The organism is Prevotella sp. AM23-5 (assembly GCF_003473645.1).
Taxonomy (GTDB): Bacteria; Bacteroidota; Bacteroidia; order Bacteroidales; family Bacteroidaceae; genus Prevotella; species Prevotella copri_A.
In genome coordinates, this window is record NZ_QUCG01000036.1 from 15,556 (window position 1) to 36,020 (window position 20,465).

Here is a 20,465-nt window from a genome sequence, read left to right on the forward strand (position 1 = left end):
CCGAAAGGGCAATATATATTAATCAATAAATAATAAAATAGAATACATCGTGGATTATAAAAATATGAAATTCAAAATGTGGAATGGCTGCGATAGAGGTCTATGCTGCAAGGCTGTGGGACGACAGGACCGACAGCTCAACACATACGACTGGCTAGCCGATGTGCCAGGAAACGCTGAGAGCACCGACCTGGTGGAAGTGCAATTTAAAAATACCAGAAAGGGATATTATCACAATGTTAACAACCTCGACCTCAAGAAGGGCGACATCGTGGCTGTAGAGGCTAACCCGGGTCACGACGTGGGTGTAGTAACATTAACCGGCCGACTGGTAAAACTGCAGATCAAGAAGGCAAACCTCAAGTCGCAGGATGACATCAAGCGCATCTACCGACTTGCCAAGCAGGTGGACCTCGACAAGGCAAAGGAAGCCAAGAGCCGCGAACACGACACCATGATCCAGAGCCGTCAGATAGCCAAGGACCTGGGCCTGAAGATGAAAATCGGCGACGTGGAGTATCAGGGCGATGGCAACAAGGCCATCTTCTACTATATCGCTGATGAGCGTGTAGATTTCCGCCAGCTCATCAAGGTACTTGCCGATACCTTCCATGTCCGTATCGAGATGAAGCAGATTGGTGCACGTCAGGAGGCTGGCCGTATCGGCGGTACCGGTCCTTGCGGCAGAGAGCTCTGCTGCGCTACCTGGATGAAGAACTTCGTAAGTGTGAGCACCAATGCTGCACGCTACCAGGACATCTCGCTCAACCCTCAGAAGTTGGCTGGCATGTGCGCCAAACTGAAGTGCTGCCTCAACTACGAGGTAGATAACTATGTAGAGGCAAGCCGAAAGATGCCACCTAAGGATGCCGTGCTTCAGACTGCCGACGGCGAGTTCCATCAGTTCAAGGTAGATATCCTTGCCGGACTCATCACCTACTCTTCTGACAAGAACATAGCTTCCAACCTGGAGACCATCACAGCAGAACGTGCCAAGGAAATCATCGAGATGAATAAACAGGGCGAGAAACCGCTCAGCCTGATGGAGAATGGCAAGGTGAAGGAAACTTCCAAGAGCATCGACCTGCTCAATGAGTCTGATCTCAGCCGATTCGACAAGGCGAAGAAAAAGAAGAAGAACAAGAACCGTAATGCGAACCGCCCGGAAAAGGGAGATAACCGCCAGCCAAACGGCAACCGTTCAGAGAAGGGAGATAACCGTCAGCCAAACGGCAATAACCGCAATAGGGATAATAGAAACAAGGGACCTCGCCAGCAGGGAAACAGACCTCAACAGGGCAATAACAATAAGCCTCAGCAAGGCAATAATAACAAGCCTCAGCAGGGCGAGAATAACAAGCCGCAGCAGGGCGAGAATAACAAGCCACAGGAGGACAAGAAGTAAAAATGAAAAGACTGATTCATTTCGTTTTCATACTGGTGGCAACCATAGCCTTCAGCGCTTGCAATCATGCCAAGGTATATGATGAATATGCCCACACGCCGATTGCAGGATGGGAGAAGAACGATACCCTATCGTTCGAAATCCCTCCGATGGCTGCCACCGGCTATTACCGGCAGAGCCTGGGTCTGAGAACCACGGGTGCCTATCCGTTTACGGCATTGACACTCATCGTGAACCAGACCATCTACCCTGCCAACAAGGGCAAGCGTATCGAGAAGACTGATACCCTACTCTGCCAGCTCATCAACCAGCATGGCGAGAACAAGGGACAGGGCATCAGCTACTATCAGTACAACTTCCCTATCAATATCTATAAGATAAACAGAGGCGATTCCATCCATATCGCCATCCGCCATGATATGAAGCGAGAAATTCTTCCGGGTGTAAGCGACATCGGAGTGAAAATAACGAAAAATGACCAATGAGACGTATCTCACTGGTCATTTTTTTATGCTGTAAAATCTGCTTTCAATATGGAATATCCTGCTTCTTATGCTACCAGATCTAGCTTCTTACCAGGTTTCTTCCGGCATCAATACGCAGGAAGATGAAAAGCAGGATGGTAAAGCCCCAGAGCGAACTACCTCCATAACTGAAGAATGGAAGCGGAATACCGATTACCGGCGTCAGTCCCAGCACCATTCCCACATTAATAAATAGGTGGAACAGGAATACCGAAAGCACACAATAGCCGTATATTCGTCCGAACTTGAAAGGTTGTCGCTCCGCCAGATGTATCAATCTCAATATCAACATCAGGAAGAGCAGCAATACGCCTGCCGACCCCAGGAATCCTTCCTCCTCTCCTACCGTACAGAAGATGAAGTCGGTATCCTGCTCAGGCACGAACTTCAGCTTGGTCTGGGTTCCGTTCAGGAATCCCTTTCCCTGCAAGCCACCCGAACCGATGGCTATCTCACTCTGATGCACATTATATCCGGCACCCGCCAGGTCTTCGTCCAATCCCAACAACACATTGATACGCACTCGCTGGTGAGGTTCCATCACGTTGTTCAGCACGTAATCGGCACTGTAGAAGAAGGCAATACTTCCCATTGCGAATATCGAAATCAGGAAATAGTTGCGGAAGCGGGTCCTCAGACCGTGATACACCAGGAATCCAATCATCACCGCACAGAGCAGCAGCTGCACCCATACGATGTCAAACGGAATGATGTAGGTGGAGAAGAGTGCAAAGATAAGCGTGATGCCCACCGAGTAGCACAGGATGATGAGAGCATGCTTCCTGTTGCCCGTATAGCTGTTCACCAGTCCTGCCGTGAAGATCTGCACCAGCAGCAGCACCGTGAACTTTCCCACCGAGGTGTAGGTATCCCACATCGTCACGTTCTCGTACTTGATACCCACCACAAAGTAAACCACCATCGAGACTCCGGTAAAGAGGATGGCACCCGGCATTCCCTCGCGGTAAAGCATCAGGAAGAAGGCGGAATATACCAATGCCGAACCCGTCTCGCGCTGTCCCACGATACATATCATAGGCAAAATGATGATGCCCATAGCCGCCATGAAATGCTTCATCTTATGGATATTGAATCCATAGCTGCACATAAACTTCGCCACAGCCAGCGCCGTAGCAAACTTACCGAACTCGGCAGGCTGCAGTCGCAGCGGTCCCAGCACCAGCCAGGAGTGCGAACCCTTGATGCTATGCGGATTGAATATCGTGGCAAAAAGCAGCAATATCAGCACGGCATAGATCACGTAGGCGAAAGTATCGAAAAAACGGTCGTCCATCATCAGGATGACGAAGCCCAGCGCGATGGAGGTACCTATCCATATAATCTGCATACCCGAACGGGCACCCAGACTGAAGATATCGTTGTCGCCATAGGTATAGCTGGCACCGCAGACACTGATCCAGCCGAAGCAGAGCAATGCCAGATAGATGCCGATGGTCCACCAGTCGAGCGAACGGAGAATACCAGCTGGTTGTTTATTATCTGATTGAGCCATTGTCTTTATTATTCAATGAATTGAAACTGCAGTCTCAGGATAGAAACTGCAGTTTTGATTTGAAACTTCAGTATATTATCTGCTACTAGAGCCGTAGGCAATTCTTCGTGCCTGCATCTGTGCCGCCTGACTTTCAGAAGCAGGAGAAAGCTTGCCTTTCAGATACTGCTCCATCATCAAACCTCCGATAGGCACACCGTAGTCGGCACCCCATCCACCATTCTCCACATACACGGCGATGGCGATTCTCGGATTGTTCATCGGAGCAAAGCCCATGAATACAGAGTGGTCGTGACCACGGTTCTGAGCCGTACCGGTCTTGCCGCAAGCCTCGAAGTCGTAACGGGAGAGCATCTTACAGGTACCCTTCAGTGCCGAACTTCTCATACCAGCCACCACATAGTCATAGGCTCGCTTCGAAGCCTTGGTGTAATGACGGCGGGTATAAAGCGTATCGAGCGGTTCGCCCTGCACCTTACGCACTACGTGAGGCACATAGTAATAGCCTCGGTTGGCGATGGTGGCACCCAGATTGGCAATCTGCAGAGGAGTGAGGTTCACCTCACCCTGTCCGATAGAGATACTGATGACGGTCAATCCGTTCCAGGAGCCCTTGTAGGCCTTGTCATAGAACTGTGCATTAGGAATCAGACCTCTCTTCTCACCCGGCAAATCGATACCCAGCTTATAGCCGAATCCCATACTCACCATATAGTCTTTCCATACGGTCATCGCATTCTGCACCGAGCCATACTTTTTCTTGTTGCCTATCATATAATAAAGTCCCCAGCAGAAGTAACCGTTACAGGAAGTACTGATGGCATCCACCAGCGCAATAGGCGACGGGTGACCATGACATCCCACATGCAGACCTCTGTAAGAGAAGCCGTGATTACATGGAAAGGCTGTGCCCGGAGTGATGATTCCCTCGGTAAGATAGGTCAGCGCCTGGGAGGTCTTGAAGGTAGAACCCGGAGGATACTGTCCCATGATACTACGGTTCAGGAGCGGTTTCCAAGGGTTCTGCGAGAGCCACTTGTGCATCTTTCCTCTATTCTTACCCACCAGTCGGCGCGGATCATAGGTAGGAGAAGAAACCATCGCCAGCACCGACCCGTCTCTTGGGTCGATGGCAACGATACTTCCTATCTTGCCCTGCAGCAGTCTTTCGCCCAGCGCCTGGAGGTTGACATCGATACCCAGCGTCAGGTCCTTACCGGCAACAGGTCGCTGGTCGAGCTTTCCATTCTGGTAGCTTCCCTGTATTCTTCCCCGGGCATCGCGAAGCATAATCTTCACGCCCTTGGTACCTCGGAGCTCCTTCTCGTAATGCTTCTCCAGTCCCAGCTTACCGATATAGTCACCCGGCTGATAGTAGTCATCTTCCTCTATATCGCTTGGCGAAACCTCACCCACATCTCCCAGTACATGGGCAGCGTATGGATAGACATATTCTCTCACGCTTCGCTTCTGCACATAGAAACCGGGGAACCGGAACATCTTCTCCTGGAAGACGCTGAAGTCCTTGTCAGAAAGCTGACTCATGAAGAGCTGCTGGGTATATCGCGAGTAACCGGGATTCTTGTTTCTGTCCTTGATGGTCTCCATTCGCTTCTCGAAAGCCTCCTTGGTAATGCCCAGGGAGTTGCAGAAGTCCATCGTATCCAGACGTCCCTCCTGCTCCTTCATCACCACCATGATATCATAGGAAGGCGAATTATACACCATCAGCTTGCCGTTTCTGTCGTAGATAGCGCCACGCGAAGGAAACTCTATCTGCTTCAGGAAGGCATTGGAATCGGCATTCTTCTTATAATCCTCACTCATAATCTGAAGCGTAAAGAGACGAATGGCGTATATGACTACAATTGCTATAGCCACACCACCAATCACATACTTACGCTTATCAAGATTGTAATCCACCATATTATATATATAGCTGAAATTTTTTGTTTGATCTTTTACTGTTCTCTGTCTTGCAGCAAGGTTCTATCCCTTGCGGAAGCTCTCCAATGCCATGATGAGCAGCATCGTGATGGCTGTACCGCCACCGATGCGGAGGAGCCACTCCATCCAATTGAAGAAATTGAAGGTCTCCAAAGTAAAGAATACCAGATTATAAACGAGTACGATAACCAACGTGTAGAGAACATACGAACCGACACCGATGGTGCGCATGGACGGCTCCAGGTCGTCGGCACTGTCTCTTGGCACGAAGAGTTCGAAAAGATAAGGCTGAAGCAGTCCGATGAAGGTCATCGAAGCTGCAGCTACTCCCGGCGTATTGGCAAACACGTCGATACAAAGTCCCATCATGAAGCTCCACAGCATCACCGACCAGCGTGGGTGGTTTCTGCGGAAATGGAGCACCATGAGAATATACAGCAAGGGGGTGGCGCAGTTGAACAAGTGGATATGGTTGAATACCAATCCCTGCACCAGCACAAGCACCACGAAGATGCCGAGTCGTTTTATCAAATCTATACTCATTGCTACTTATATATCTCCTCTTACTATGATCTTTTAATTTTTACCTTTGGCATTGCCGTCGGGCATGATACTATCCTGTGCAGCACGCATAATCTGAAGGCGTTCCTTCATCACGGCATCATCGATGACGCAGACATCACGCAGACGGGCAAAGTCGGTAGAAAGTCTCAACTGTACTCTATACGACAATCCATCAGCAGAATTAAACACGTGCAGAATCTTGCCTACTCTTACTCCCGGAGGGAACACAGCCGAATAGCCACTCGTTACTACGTAGTCGCCCAGCTTGAAGTGGGCATGGCGTGGCACCTCTTCCAGATATGCCAGTTCCGAAACGCCACCCTTCCATCGCAGATAGCCGAAATAGCCTCTGCCCTGGATGGTACAACTGATATTCGACTTCACGTTGAGCACTGGTATCACGATGCTGTAATGCTGAGCTACGAGATACACGATGCCCACCACTCCGGTACCGCTTATCACACCCATATCCTTATGGATGCCGTCAGCGCTACCCTTGTCGATGGTAATCAGGTTGTCTGGCTTGTCCAGGCTGTTGGCCACCACCTTGGCAGGGATGAGTCGGTAATTCTGAAGCAGCGCAAACTGGTCGCGGTGATAGATGGCACTATCCTTGGTTACCCCATAGAGGCTGTCGCTCAGCTGCTGCACCTGCTGCTCCAGATAGGCATTCCGCTGGGTAAGCTCCTGGTTCACCTTGGTCAGGGAGAAGAAAGTCTCCACGTTGGCATCCCATTCATAGATCTTGCCCGTCACGGCATTGGCTGTAGAAAACCACGCACTGCCCTGGTAGCTGTTATACTGGAACAGAAGCACCATGCTCACCACCTCCAGAATCACGAAGACAAACCAATGGTTGTATTTCTGCAAAAACTCTAAAAGGTTGTGCATACTTTAAAAAATGAATCTGTATATGATTAAAATTCCGCAAATGGGCACAAGTGGTCCAGATGCGGAATTTAAATATCTTGAAATTATCTCATCAGGAATGAGAAACGATCCACATTCTTCAATGCGATACCGGCACCCTTAGCCACACTGTGCAATGGATCCTCGGCGATATGGAATGGGATGTTGATCTTGTCCTGAAGTCGCTTGTCGAGACCGCGGAGCAGAGCACCACCACCTGAAAGCCAGATACCGTTCTTCACGATGTCGGCATAAAGCTCTGGTGGAGTATTCTCGAGAGCAGAGAGTACTGCATTCTCTATCTTGGCTACAGTCTTGTCCAGACAGTGAGCAATCTCCTGATAGCATACAGGCACCTCCATTGGGAGCGCTGTGATACGGTTAGGACCGTGAACGATGAAGTCCTCAGGAGCCTCATCTCCCAGATCTGTCAGGGCAGAACCCACATGAATCTTGATACGCTCAGCCATACGCTCAGAAACCTTCACGTTGTGCTGGCGGCTCATATACTCCTGGATGTCAGCTGTCAGGTCGTCACCGGCTGTACGGATAGAGTTGTTGGATACGATACCACCCAGAGAGATGACTGCAATCTCGGTGCTACCACCACCTATATCAACTATCATGTTACCTTCTGGTGCCTCTACATCGATACCGATACCGATAGCAGCAGCCATAGGTTCAAAAATCAAATATACGTCGCGACCGTCGGCATGCTCGGCAGAGTCGCGTACGGCACGGAGCTCTACCTCAGTAGAACCGGAAGGCACACCAATCACCATACGGAGTGAAGGTGAGAACAGTCGGCTTCCTGTATGAACCATCTTGATAAGTCCACGCATCATCTGCTCGCAGGCAGTAAAGTCGGCGATAACGCCATCACGCAAAGGACGGATTGTACGGATGTTGTCATGAGTCTTCTCGTACATCATCTTTGCCTTCTCGCCTACAGCAATCATTTTGTCGGTGCGGCGGTCGAGGGCAACAACAGAAGGTTCGTCCACTACAATCTTATCATCACTGATAATGATGGTATTGGCGGTACCCAAGTCCATTGCGATTTCCTGAATAAATGAAAAAAATCCCATTTGCTAATGTAAATCTAATATTTTAAGCTTAAAATCTTTCCTTTGTAGTCATCTTCCCGCCCTCGCTTTCAAGAGCGGGAAGAGTTGCGAGATGAATAGGTTTACCTCTTATTACTTGGCAAACCAAGCGTGGATAGCAGTATCATAGTGAGAACTTACGCCGAATGCACGCTCTGCGAACATCTTGCGGTCCTCAATGTCGGTTTCAGCACCCTTCTTCTTCAGGATGTCGAGAAGCACGCTGTACTCAGCCTTGCTAGGAACGATAACCACGTCCTTGAAGTTCTTGGCACCGGCACGGATCAGGGAGATACCGCCGATATCAATCTTCTCGATGATGTCGGCATCGCTGGCGCCGCTGGCTACAGTCTGCTCAAATGGATAGAGATCCACGATAACGAGGTCGATAGAAGGAATCTCATACTCCTTCATCTGCTCCTGGTCGCCCTCATTGTCGCGACGGGCCAAGATACCTCCAAATATTTTTGGATGAAGAGTCTTCACACGACCACCGAGGATTGATGGATATGTGGTGACATCCTCAACTTTTTCACATTCATAACCCAAAGATTCGATAAACTTCTGAGTACCACCTGTGCTCAGGAACTTAACACCCTCTTCATTCAACTTGGCGAGCAACTCGTCCAAGCCATCCTTGTGAAAGACAGACACCAAAGCTGTCTTGATCTTCTTTGTTTCAGCCATTGACTTTATATATTACGAATTTTTATATTCAATATGGTTTCTAAAAACGCTGCAAAGATACAAAGAATATTTGGAATACACAAATATTTAATACCTATTATCACATTATTTAAAGGATATTTGCGATAAATCAAGTAATGGTTCAGCCATTTTGACAGAAGCTTTTCTGCAAATAGGAAAAAAGGAAGGAAAAAACAGACAAAATGTCAGAAAAACGCCCAAAAACACGCAATGGGCACGCTATTCGCATCCACGGATTGCGATGCCGGAAACCAGCAAGGCTGAAGCATCATCCAAGGCTGAAAGTCCGGAAGAACTGAAGCCAGACAACAAGAAGTAGAACAAATAACACTTAGAAAGGAGATTAAGATATGACATTCGACAAATTTACAATCAAGGCGCAGGAAGCGGTGCAGGCCGCTGTGAACATAGCGCAGAGAAATGGTCAGCAGACCATCGAACCGGTGCATCTTCTCAGTGGTATCATCGAGAAAGCACCTGATGTAACCAACTACATCTTCCAGAAGCTGGGCATGAACGGCAATCAGATTGCCATGCTCCTGCAGCAGGAGATGCAGCACCTGCCTCGTGTGCAGGGTGCTGGTCAGCCATACCTCTCGGGCGATACCAACCAGATATTGCTCAATGCCGAGGACATCGCCAAGAAGATGGGAGATGAATTCGTCAGCGTGGAGCCTATCCTCCTCGCTATCCTCAAAGGCAACTCTACCGCTGCCCGAATCCTCAAGGATGCGGGTGCCAACGAGAAGGACCTCACCGCAGCCATCCAGGCTTTGCGACAGGGTCAGAACGTAAAGAGCCAGAGTGCCGACGAGAACTATCAGAGTCTTGAAAAATATGCCAAGAACCTGGTAGAACAGGCTCGCAGCGGCAAGCTCGACCCAGTAATCGGCCGTGATGAAGAGATTCGCCGTGTGCTCCAGATTCTCTCTCGCCGCACCAAGAACAATCCTATCCTTATCGGTGAGCCTGGTACAGGTAAAACCGCTATCGTTGAGGGACTTGCAGAGCGTATCGTCCGTGGCGACGTACCTGAGAACCTGAAGAACAAGCAGCTCTATTCGCTCGATATGGGTGCACTGGTTGCCGGTGCCAAATACAAGGGTGAGTTTGAGGAGCGTCTGAAGAGCGTCATCAAGGAGGTAACCAATGCCAACGGTCAGATTATCCTCTTCATTGATGAGATTCATACCCTGGTAGGTGCTGGCGGTGGCGAGGGTGCCATGGATGCTGCCAACATCCTGAAGCCAGCCTTGGCTCGTGGTGAACTGAGAGCCATCGGTGCCACTACCCTCAACGAGTATCAGAAGTACTTCGAGAAGGATAAGGCGCTGGAACGTCGATTCCAGACTGTGATGGTGAATGAGCCAGACGAGGTAGATGCCATCAGCATTCTTCGTGGTATCAAGGAGCGTTACGAGAACCACCACAAGGTTCGTATTCAGGATGATGCCTGCATTGCAGCTGTCAAGTTATCTGAGAGATATATCTCTGACAGATTCCTCCCGGATAAGGCCATCGACCTGATGGATGAAGCCGCAGCCAAACTCCGTATGGAGCGTGACTCCGTGCCAGAGGAACTGGATGAAATCACTCGTCACTTGAAGCAGTTGGAGATTGAACGTGAAGCAATTAAGCGAGAGAACGACCAGCCTAAGATTCAGCAGCTCGACAAGGAGATTGCAGAGTTGAAGGATAAGGAGCACGACTTCCGTGCAAAGTGGGAAGGCGAAAAGGCTCTTGTTAACAAAATTCAGCAAGACAAGCAGGAGATGGAGAACCTCAAGTTCGAAGCTGAGCGTATGGAGCGTGAAGGCAATTACGAACGTGTAGCCGAGATTCGCTACTCTAAGCTGGTAGCCCTTGAAGAGGATATCAAGAAGATTCAGGAGCAGCTGAAGAGCACCCAGGGCGGAGAAGCCATGATTCGCGAAGAGGTGACTGCCGATGATATTGCAGAGGTAGTAAGCCGCTGGACCGGAATACCAGTGAGCCGAATGATGCAGAGCGAACGTGAGAAACTGCTCCATCTGGAGGAGGAACTCCACAAAAGAGTCATCGGTCAGGACGAGGCAATCACTGCCGTAAGTGATGCCGTACGCCGCAGCCGTGCCGGTTTGCAGGATCCAAAGCGTCCTATCGCCAGCTTCATCTTCCTCGGTACCACCGGTGTAGGTAAGACCGAGCTTGCCAAGGCGCTTGCAGAGTATCTCTTCAACGACGAGTCGATGATGACGCGAATTGATATGAGTGAGTATCAGGAAAAGTTCAGTGTCACCCGTTTGATTGGAGCGCCTCCGGGGTATGTAGGATACGATGAGGGTGGTCAGTTGACCGAGGCTGTTCGCCGCAAGCCATACAGTGTGGTACTCTTCGATGAGATAGAGAAGGCTCACCCAGATGTCTTCAACACCCTGCTTCAGGTATTGGACGATGGCCGATTGACCGACAACAAGGGTCGTGTAGTCAACTTCAAGAACACCATCATCATCATGACTTCCAATGCGAGCCGTGAGATGTTGAAGAAGACCTTCCGTCCGGAGTTCCTGAACCGTATCGACGACATCATCACCTTCCAGCCATTGACCAAGGATCAGATTGCCAAGGTTGTGGAGTTGCAGATGAACAGAGCCAAGAAGATGTTGGAGCCTCAGGGCTTCGATCTCCGCTGGACTCCAGCCGCCATCGGTTATCTTGCCGAGGTAGGTTACGCCCCAGAGTTTGGTGCCCGCCCGGTAAAGCGTGCCATCCAGGATTACGTTCTGAACGATTTGAGCAAGAAGATTCTTGCCGAGGAAGTAAGTCGCGAGAAGCCAATTACCATTGACTACTCAGAGGCAAACGGCATCGAGTTCAAGAATCTCTAAAAGATAGGTTTTTATCATTTCCTATTATATGAGAAAGGTTCCTTCGGGGAGTAACATCCCCGTCGGGACCTTTTTTATGTATGCGTTCCCCAACTTTTTGGGGAATATTTCCACAGATTTTCCTCACATTCCACACCATTCATTTTTGGCACAAAACGCATAAACACCTGATTATCAGCACAAAGACATTTTTCTCATTTTTTTGGCACGCAGATTGTGACTATGATTAGCGGGTTCGACAATGAATCCACAAACAAATAAGTAACATCAATTAGTAACAATTTAAAAAAAGATAAGATTATGAAGAAGTTTATGTTTGCAGCTATCGCAGCTTTGGTTATGGTTTCAGTAAGCAACGTTTTTGCATCAAGCAAAATGGTAAGTAACGCTCAGGTTGCTCCTGTTGATACAGTAGCTCCAGATGCACCTTCCGATTCATTGGCAGTAGATGCTCCTGTTCAGCCACAGGCTGCAGCAGAGGATTCTACCCAGCAGGAGAATACAACAGAGGAGACTCCAGCAACAACAGAAGATTCTACCCAGCAGGAAACTACTGAGCAGAAGGAGACTACAGAACAGCAGACAGCAGATCAGACAGCTACAGAGCAGCAGACTATTGCTGAATAATAAAATAGGAAAAGACAATTCATTTTGCAGGCGTTATACAAGAAAGAATAGATTAGGTTAGTTTTTTTAAAGGTAATAAGACTTATTCAGGTTTCCATAGAATTTACATGATTTTCAAATATAAGATAGAATTTTAGGTTCGGTTTAGTGAAAAGTGAAGTCTGTTGGCAGTGATGCCAGCAGACTTCTTGCGTTTCACGACAGTTTTTATTTCATGAGATTTTATATTGGTAAGGAAAGGTTGTCTATCGAAACCAACAAGAGTTTTCTTTAAAAAGTTGAGAAACTATCCATAAAAGACAAAAAAGTATAAATAGTGAATCATATAAATGGTCAAGTGAAATATTATCATTATCTTTGTAACTAAAATAATAGGTAACAAAACTATGACGCCAGAAGAAAAAGCAAGAGTCAAAATAGACCAATGGTTTGCTGATGCAGGATGGAAGGTTGTCAATCGGGATGAATACGAGCCTACCATCTCAGCCGTAGCTATTCGTGAGGGATTGCTCAAAGGTAATCTTGAAGCAGATTATTTCCTGTTTATCAATGGGAAAGCTGTCGGTGTGCTCGAAGCTAAACGAGAAGAAATTAATATTTCTTCCAATATTGTGAGTGAACAGACTATCACATATGCAAAGAGTGTACCTGACTGTTATCAAGCCTGGCAAAAACCTTTGCCTTTCCTTTTTAAATCAAATGGCAAGGAAATAGAGTTTTTTGATTATAGACATCGTGAAACTTCAGAATGGGAAACTATCAGCCGCATTCTTACTCCTAAGGAAATAGTAAAGATGTTAGGTATAGACGACCCTTTTGCCGGACTTCCTACATTGAATAAGAAAGGTCTGCGAGAATGTCAATATGAGGCAGTCACGGAATTGGAGAAGAGCTTCCGTGTAGGGCAAAATCGTGCATTGATGGTTTTAGCTACTGGTGCCGGCAAAACATATACGGCATGTCTCACGGCCTATCGCATGCTTAGCTATACTCCTATGCGTCGTGTTCTGTTTCTTGTTGACCGCAATAACCTCGGAAAACAGGCAGAAACAGAGTTTGGCACATTCCGCCTTACGGAAACTGGTGATGCCTTCAATACAATCTATGCAGTCAACAGGTTGAAGTCGGCAGAAGTACCAACAGACAGCAATGTGGTTATCTGTACCATACAAAGATTATTCTCACTCTTAAAAGGAGAAGAGATTACGGATACAGATGATGACGATGAAGATACAGCTGATGGTGAAGTAACATTACCAGACAACCCAAACTTACCACACGATTTCTTCGACCTTATCATTATAGATGAGTGTCACCGTTCTATTTATGGCAACTGGCGCAAGGTGCTAGAATACTTTGATACAGCTCGCCTTATTGGTCTTACAGCGACACCAATTCCAGAAACGATGGCATTCTTCAACAACAACCGTGTTGTAAACTATACGCTTGAGCAGTCAGTCATAGATGGTGTCAACGTCGATAGCCGCATCTATCGAATCAGAACAAAGGTAACAGAAGAAGGTGGAGCTATTATGCAAGGTCAGAAAACCAAAGTTGAGACTCGATACACTGGTGAAGTTAAAACCGTAAGCACAAAAGAAACGAAGACTTATACGAAAGAAGAGTTAAATCGAAGCATCATCAACCCTGCCCAGATAAAACTTATTCTTTCCACTTATCGTGATGCTGTCTATACAGAAATGTTCAATGACCCTCAAAGAGAGCCTAACATAGACTATCTGCCAAAGACCCTCATCTTTGCGCTCAACGAGAATCATGCAACAAATATCGTTCAAATTGCTAAAGAAGTTTTTGGACGCACGGATGACCGCTTTGTTCAGAAGATAACCTATTCAGCAGGAGATAGCAATGAACTGATACGCCAGTTTCGTAACGACAAGGACTTTCGCATTGCCGTAACCTGTACTCTTGTGGCAACCGGAACAGATGTAAAGCCTCTGGAAGTCGTGATGTTTATGCGTGATGTGGCTTCAGCTCCCCTCTATACACAGATGAAAGGTCGTGGAGTCCGGACAATAGGTGATGAACAGCTGCGCAACGTGACACCTAATGCTATAAGCAAAGACTGTTTCTTCCTTGTTGATGCAGTAGGAGTAACCGAACATGAGCATATCATACCAGGTCAGTATGAAGGTCCTGAGACAGAGACCATCACCTTAAAAGAACTATTGGAACGTATCGCTCATGGAAATCTGCCAGACAATTACCTCAAGCGGCTTGCTGCCACATTATCCAGACTTTACAATAAGGCAGATAATGCACAGCGACAGGAATTTGTCCGCATCGCTCATGATGACATGCAGGAAATTGCTCAACGCATCTATAATGCTCTCGATTCTGAGCACCAGCCACAATTGCCACCATACGTAGATATCAATGAACCTAACAATGAACGTAAGGGTTTGGTATCTCCGATAGCTAATCATGCCAATGTCCGTAAGTACATACTGATTCTTGCAGCTGGTTTTGTCAACACGCTGATGCCAGGAGAAGATACGCTTATATCCAAAGGTTTCTCTATAGAAGAGGCTCAAAGTACCACAGATGCATTTGAGCAATATTGCTGCGACCACAGTGATGACATAGAAGCTTTACGCATTCTATATAATAACGAGGGCGAACCTATCACTTATTCCATGTTGAAGGACTTGGAAAACAAGTTGAAGATGGAGAACAACCGCTTTGCACAAAAGCTCTTATGGAATTCATACGCCATCGTATATGGTGATAAAGTACGCCGCACGACCAAAAAGGAAGAATCGGAGGCTCTTACCAACATCATCCAACTGGTACGCTTCGCTTACCATCAGACAGAAAAACTGGAAAGTGCCTATCCTACGGCTCGAAGTATGTTTAATCTTTGGTATGGTCGAAAACAGATGGATATAACAGCGAAGCAGAAAGATTTGATAGGCAAGATAGTGGAATACATCGCAGCCAATGGAGCCTGCAACGTGCGAGAGATAAGGAAGAACGATGTCACCCATGCAGCCCAATTGATTGCAGCTTTCGGAAACATGAAGAAAGCTGACGAGGCTTTGGATTCCGTATATAAATTTATAGTATTAAGAACAACTGCATAGTATATAGATATGGCTAAAAATATAACAACTGAGCAAACGCTCACAAAAAAGGTATGGAATCTTGCTACGACATTAGCAGGAGTCGGAGTAGGATTTACAGATTACATCACACAACTCACCTATCTTCTTTTCTTAAAGATGGATGACGAGAATATGGAACTCTTTGGAGAGGATTCATCCATACCTGTTGGGTATAGATGGAAAGACTTGACAGGCTTGGATGGCTATGATCTCGTAAAGCAATATGAGAGTACACTCAAACTATTAAGTCAACAAGATGACCTCATCGGCACCATCTATACCAAAGCACAAAACAAGATTGACAAACCTGTCTATCTTAAGAAGGTAATCACTATGATAGATGAAGAGCAATGGCTCATCATGGATGGTGATGTAAAAGGTGCTATATATGAAAGCATCTTGGAGAAAAATGGTCAAGATAAAAAAAGTGGTGCTGGTCAGTACTTTACCCCACGTCCACTGATTAAAGCTATGGTTGACTGCTTGCAACCCCAAATTGGTGAGACTGTATGCGACCCTGCCTGTGGTACTGGTGGCTTCTTGCTTGCTGCCTACGATTACATGAAGGAACAAAGCCAGAATCGTGATAAATTGGACTTTTTGAACAACAAAGCTTTACATGGCAATGACATCACCCCACTTGTGGTTACACTTGCCTCCATGAACCTTTATCTTCATGGTATAGGCACAGACCACAGCCCTATCGTATGCGAGGACTCTTTGGAGAAAGAACCTTCCACCTTAGTGGATGTCATCCTTGCCAACCCTCCATTTGGCACACGCCCTGCCGGTTCTGTTGAAATCAATCGTCCAGACTTCTATGTTGAAACCAAGAACAACCAGCTCAACTTCCTTCAGCATATGATGCTGATGCTCAAAACTGGCGGACGTGCAGCAGTAGTCCTGCCAGACAATGTTCTTTTTGAAGGCAACGCAGGAGAGACCATCCGCAAGAAACTCTTGTCGGATTTCAATCTCCATACCATTCTCCGTTTACCTACAGGCATTTTCTATGCACAGGGAGTAAAGGCAAACGTACTATTCTTTACCAAGGGACAGCCAACTAAGAATATTTGGTTCTACGACTATCGCACTGGTGTAAAACACACCTTGGCTACGAACAAGTTAGAGCGTCACCACCTCGATGACTTTGTAACCTGCTATCATGCTGAGGACATCAATGCCCGCAAAGAGACATATGATGCAGACAAGAACCCATCTGGCAGATGGCGCAAGTATAGCATTGATGAAATCATGGCTCGTGACAAGACTAGTCTTGATATCACTTGGATAAAACAGGGTAATGATACTGAAGATTTACCATTGAGCCAATTGATGTCAAACATCAAGGAACAGAGCATGAATATCAGCAAGGCCGTAAGCGAGTTGGAGAAATTATTGAGTGGAATAAAGGAGGTATAAAATGGACAAAAGTTTGATAAACACTAACATCGAACAGCAGTTTACTGAAGTCGTAAATCTGATAGTTCAGCATCGAAGTAAAGCGTCTATGGCTGTCAATAAGGAGATGCTGCTCACAGCGTGGCATGTAGGTGCCTATGTTTCCAAGAAGTTAAAAAGTGAGGAATGGGGAAGCAAGGTTATTTCCCAACTATCTGAATATATCCGTTCTCAACATCCTGAGATAAAAGGATATAGTAGAAGAAACATATATAATATGGTGATGTTCTATGATGAATATTCTACGGAAACTTTCACTACGATAGTAAATAAGTATCTTGATGCTGAATTTGTGCAGCCATTGGCTGCACAAATTGAAGTAAAACAATTAGTATCGAAAAGTAAGGCAATACAATCAAAAAATGGTGCTGCTGCATTTGTGCAGCCACTGGCTGCACAAATGCCTAAAATTTTGGAGTTGACAACGTTCACTAACCATATAGAAATACTATGTCGTTGTAAGCGTTATGAACAGCGGTTATTCTATATTCTTTATGCACATAAAGAAAAACTAGGAAAAAGAGAGATGCAGCGCTGTATTGACAATGATACTTTTTCCAATCTTCTCGGAAATAAAAGTAATATGTCGAAGGGATTATTAGAGCAATATCCTGATGCTCCTATTATGTTTAAAGACACTGTGTTTTTAGATTTTCTTGGGTTGCCAAAGAAATACAATGAAAGCAAATTGAAGAATGGATTAATAGAGCATATGAAGCAATTTATTCTCGAATTAGGTAAAGATTTCATCTTTATGGACCAAGAGTATCCGCTCACCGTTGGTGCATCTACCTACAAGGCAGACTTGCTGTTTTTTCATCGCGGTCTCCAGGCACTTGTTGCGGTGGAATTGAAGAAAACCAAATTCCATCCTCGAGATCTTGGTCAATTAGAGTTTTACCTTGAAGCTCTTGACCGTGATGTGAAACGTTCCAACGAGAACCCTTCTATTGGCATCATTTTATGTCCTGATGTGGACAAGGTTGTTGTTGAATATGCTATGAGTCGCAGCATGAGTCCTACGATGGTGGCGGAATATAAGCGTATCTTAATTCCGCAAGAAAAAATGCAACAACAATTAAGGGAATTCTGTCAGTTCTTCTCAAAAGAAGATAAATCTTAAAATTAATAGACGAATTAATAATGGACACAAAAGCATTAAGACAAAAGATACTCGACCTTGCTATTCACGGCAAGCTCGTTCCACAAGATCCCAACGATGAGCCTGCATCGGTGCTGCTCGAACGTATCCGTGCTGAAAAGGAAAGACTCATCAAAGAGGGAAAGATTAAGAAGGGAAAGAAGTCTGCAAAGACTTCTGATAAGCCGCATTATCCGTTTGAACTGCCGAAGGGGTGGAAGTGGTGCAGGTTGGAAGACTATGTTTTTTCTGTTACAGATGGTGACCATCAAGCACCTCCAAAAGTATCAAAAGGAATCCCATTTTTAGTTATATCAAACATAGCTGATGGAAGTCTTGATTTTTCAAATACACGTTATGTGCCAGAAGAATATTATGAAAAAATACAAATGGAAAGGAAACCCAAACGTGGTGACATATTATTTTCTGTAACTGGTTCATACGGCATTGTCGTAAACATTAAAACTGACCGACTATTCTGCTTCCAACGACATATAGGTTTGATAAAACCTACCATAAGTAATGAATACTTGTCATTTGTTTTGATGAGCAATTACATTAAAAGTTTGTGCGATAAATTAGCAACAGGAACTGCGCAAAAAACAGTCGGATTAGATACTTTACGTTCATTGTATGTTCCAATTGCTCCTATTGAAGAACAGGAAAGGATTGTTGCTAAAATAAAGCATCTACTTTTACAAATAAGCTTCTTGGAAGCAGGAAAAGGAAAATTAGTAGCAGCAATAAAGCAAGCCAAGAGCAAAATCCTCGACCTTGCCATTCACGGCAAACTTGTACCGCAAGACCCGAATGACGAGCCAGCCAGCGAATTGCTCAAACGCATCAATCCAAAGGCAGAAATCACTTGTGATAACCCCCAATATGGCAAGCTGCCGTTTGTAATACCTTCAAGTTGGGAATGGGTCAAACTTTCTGGTATAGCAAAATCAAATATAGGATTGACATATAGACCAACGGATATTGTTTCAACTGGAGTTCCCGTTTATCGTTCTAACAATATTAGAAATGGGAAAATTGACACAACTGATTTGGTAAAAGTTTCTACAAAAATATTAGAAAAGCAACTTCTTCATGTAGGAGATTTGCTTATTTGTGCAAGAAATGGCAGTAGAAATCTCATAGGTAAAAATGCTATTATAAGCGAACTAAAAGAACCAACATCATTTGGCGCATTTATGGCGGTTTGTAGAAGTGCGTATAATCAGTGGATAAGGATTGTACTAAACTCTGAATATTTTGATAGATATTTAGATGATTCTAATTCTGCCACTATAAATCAAGTTACGCAAAAGATGCTTTTAGCTTTACCTATTCCTCTACCTCCTCACCAAGAGCAACATCGCATTGTGGCTAAGATTGAAGAGTTATTCGCTCAACTCGACAAGATAGAAGCATCTTTGTAAACATCATATTTAGCCATCGCAAGTCATATTCTTGCGGTGGCTAAATGCTATAGATACAGTTACCAAGTAACAACCTTGTCCACTATCTTCTGCTGTTCGCTTGCTGTGCGTCGCAGATAAATGCGTGTTGTTTCGATGCTCTCATGTCCCATGAGGTCGGCAAGGAGGGCGATGTCGTTGAAACGGTCAAGGAAGTTCTTGGCGAAACGGTGACGGAAGGAGTGTGGATAAACCACATTACGGTTAAGACCGTATTTTTCGGCAAAGTGCTTCAGTTGGATGGCTATGCCACGAGTGGAAAGGCGGTTGCCTAAACGATTGGTGAACAGATAACCAGAGGTGATGTTTTGTTCTGTTAGCCATCTTTGGGCTTCAGTGCATAGCTTCTTCGGAATGTAAAGGCGGCGCATCTTGCCTCCTTTGCTGTACAAGTCAAGATAGCCAACCGCTACATGCTCAGCTTTGATTTGAAGCAGCTCGCTGACACGTGCACCAGTGGCAGCCATAAACCAAACGATGAAATACCATTCATCATAACCGTCTGCCTTTAGCTTGGCTTTCAGGAACTTGTAATCGGCATCGCTGATTACGTTCTCCAAGAAGTTCTTTTGTTGCGCCTTTACAAACTTCATCTTTAGCTTCTCTTGTTTGCTAAACTCCAAATACTTATTCATTGCTTGCAAACGCAAGTTTACCGTCTGTGGTTTGAAGTTCTCCATAAGATAACCCTTATAAGCCAACAGATTCTTCTTGTTCACCTCCTTGTAATTATCAAGGAAATACTTCATCGTCCATAGGTACGATGTTACCGTGTTCTTTGCCAAGTTTGACTTGACCAAATACTTTTCAAATTGTGTTACCATATTGTTTTGTATTAAAATGAATGGTAACAATATAAGATGTGTGTCAAGAATGGGAAATCCCCATTGTAAGCCTTTATGCTTGCAATGAGGATTCAATCTTGTCAAGTTGAGCGAATAGTTCTTCAATCTTTGCAACTATTCGCTGTTGCTCTGCAAGAGGAGGAATAGGCAATATCAGATTTCCTATTGCGGTTTTTGTAAGACTTGGCAATGCAGAACTTTTATCAAGTTTACTAAAGTCAAAATACAAACAAACAATACTCTGTTAATTCTTATGTAAT

16 protein-coding genes and 1 pseudogene are annotated in these 20,465 nt (G+C 45.6%); 9 read left to right on the forward strand and 8 right to left on the reverse strand.

All coding sequences use genetic code 11. From position 1 onward, the window contains the following. Nucleotides 1–49 precede the first annotated feature (49 nt). Both ricT and DW657_RS10025 read left to right on the forward strand, forming a co-directional pair. Nucleotides 50–1,405, forward strand: a complete 1,356-nt coding sequence (ricT, locus tag DW657_RS10020; protein ID WP_118312402.1) for a regulatory iron-sulfur-containing complex subunit RicT — start codon at nucleotides 50–52, stop codon at nucleotides 1,403–1,405. Nucleotides 1,406–1,407: 2 nt separating this feature from the next. Then, nucleotides 1,408–1,890: a gliding motility lipoprotein GldH gene (locus DW657_RS10025; protein WP_089544047.1), complete on the forward strand. Its 483-nt coding sequence runs from the start codon at nucleotides 1,408–1,410 to the stop codon at nucleotides 1,888–1,890. Nucleotides 1,891–1,969: 79 nt separating this feature from the next. Here the strand turns inward: DW657_RS10025 and rodA are convergent, their stop codons facing one another. The 6 genes from rodA to DW657_RS10055 all read right to left on the reverse strand — a co-directional run bounded on the left by rodA (nucleotide 1,970) and on the right by DW657_RS10055 (nucleotide 8,655). Continuing rightward, nucleotides 1,970–3,442 (reverse strand): rod shape-determining protein RodA, encoded by a 1,473-nt coding sequence (rodA, locus tag DW657_RS10030; protein ID WP_089544048.1) that lies wholly within the window; start codon nucleotides 3,440–3,442, stop codon nucleotides 1,970–1,972. A gap of 75 nt (nucleotides 3,443–3,517) precedes the next feature. After that, nucleotides 3,518–5,368, reverse strand: a complete 1,851-nt coding sequence (gene mrdA, locus DW657_RS10035; protein ID WP_118312403.1) for a penicillin-binding protein 2 — start codon at nucleotides 5,366–5,368, stop codon at nucleotides 3,518–3,520. Nucleotides 5,369–5,431: 63 nt separating this feature from the next. After that, entirely contained in the window at nucleotides 5,432–5,932 is a 501-nt protein-coding gene (gene mreD / locus DW657_RS10040) for a rod shape-determining protein MreD (protein ID WP_117661385.1), read from the reverse strand. 33 nt (nucleotides 5,933–5,965) lie between these two features. Then, complete coding sequence (gene mreC / locus DW657_RS10045; RefSeq protein WP_089544051.1) at nucleotides 5,966–6,844, reverse strand: rod shape-determining protein MreC; 879 nt, start codon at nucleotides 6,842–6,844, stop codon at nucleotides 5,966–5,968. 83 nt (nucleotides 6,845–6,927) lie between these two features. Then, a complete protein-coding gene (locus tag DW657_RS10050) occupies nucleotides 6,928–7,950 on the reverse strand; it encodes a rod shape-determining protein (RefSeq protein ID WP_006847875.1) in 1,023 nt (340 codons plus the stop codon). A 111-nt stretch (nucleotides 7,951–8,061) separates the two neighbouring features. Beyond that, a complete protein-coding gene (locus DW657_RS10055; RefSeq protein WP_089544052.1) occupies nucleotides 8,062–8,655 on the reverse strand; it encodes an IMP cyclohydrolase in 594 nt (197 codons plus the stop codon). Between the two features lie 151 nt (nucleotides 8,656–8,806). On the opposite strand from DW657_RS10055, the gene DW657_RS10060 reads away from it, so the two are divergent. The 7 genes from DW657_RS10060 to DW657_RS10090 all read left to right on the forward strand — a co-directional run bounded on the left by DW657_RS10060 (nucleotide 8,807) and on the right by DW657_RS10090 (nucleotide 19,321). Continuing rightward, complete coding sequence (locus DW657_RS10060) at nucleotides 8,807–8,995, forward strand: hypothetical protein (protein WP_118312404.1); 189 nt, start codon at nucleotides 8,807–8,809, stop codon at nucleotides 8,993–8,995. Between the two features lie 31 nt (nucleotides 8,996–9,026). Next, nucleotides 9,027–11,543, forward strand: a complete 2,517-nt coding sequence (gene clpB, locus DW657_RS10065) for an ATP-dependent chaperone ClpB (RefSeq protein ID WP_118312405.1) — start codon at nucleotides 9,027–9,029, stop codon at nucleotides 11,541–11,543. Nucleotides 11,544–11,843: 300 nt separating this feature from the next. Further along, nucleotides 11,844–12,170: a hypothetical protein gene (locus DW657_RS10070; RefSeq protein ID WP_118312406.1), complete on the forward strand. Its 327-nt coding sequence runs from the start codon at nucleotides 11,844–11,846 to the stop codon at nucleotides 12,168–12,170. Between the two features lie 386 nt (nucleotides 12,171–12,556). Further along, nucleotides 12,557–15,274, forward strand: coding sequence for a type I restriction endonuclease subunit R (locus tag DW657_RS10075; RefSeq protein ID WP_118312407.1), 2,718 nt, complete (start codon nucleotides 12,557–12,559; stop codon nucleotides 15,272–15,274). A 9-nt stretch (nucleotides 15,275–15,283) separates the two neighbouring features. Next, complete coding sequence (locus DW657_RS10080) at nucleotides 15,284–16,717, forward strand: type I restriction-modification system subunit M (protein ID WP_006848379.1); 1,434 nt, start codon at nucleotides 15,284–15,286, stop codon at nucleotides 16,715–16,717. A gap of 1 nt (nucleotide 16,718) precedes the next feature. Next, nucleotides 16,719–17,879, forward strand: coding sequence for a YhcG family protein (locus DW657_RS10085; RefSeq protein ID WP_118312408.1), 1,161 nt, complete (start codon nucleotides 16,719–16,721; stop codon nucleotides 17,877–17,879). Nucleotides 17,880–17,899: 20 nt separating this feature from the next. Next, complete coding sequence (locus DW657_RS10090) at nucleotides 17,900–19,321, forward strand: restriction endonuclease subunit S (protein ID WP_118312409.1); 1,422 nt, start codon at nucleotides 17,900–17,902, stop codon at nucleotides 19,319–19,321. 59 nt (nucleotides 19,322–19,380) lie between these two features. Here DW657_RS10090 and DW657_RS10095 read toward each other — a convergent pair whose 3' ends face one another. Beyond that, nucleotides 19,381–20,184 carry a tyrosine-type recombinase/integrase gene (locus DW657_RS10095; protein ID WP_118312410.1) on the reverse strand — a complete coding sequence of 268 codons (804 nt, stop codon included), beginning with the start codon at nucleotides 20,182–20,184 and terminating at the stop codon, nucleotides 19,381–19,383. 73 nt (nucleotides 20,185–20,257) lie between these two features. Next, nucleotides 20,258–20,437, reverse strand: a pseudogene (locus DW657_RS10100) (restriction endonuclease subunit S); the annotation flags it as partial. Between the last annotated feature and the right edge of the window lie 28 nt (nucleotides 20,438–20,465).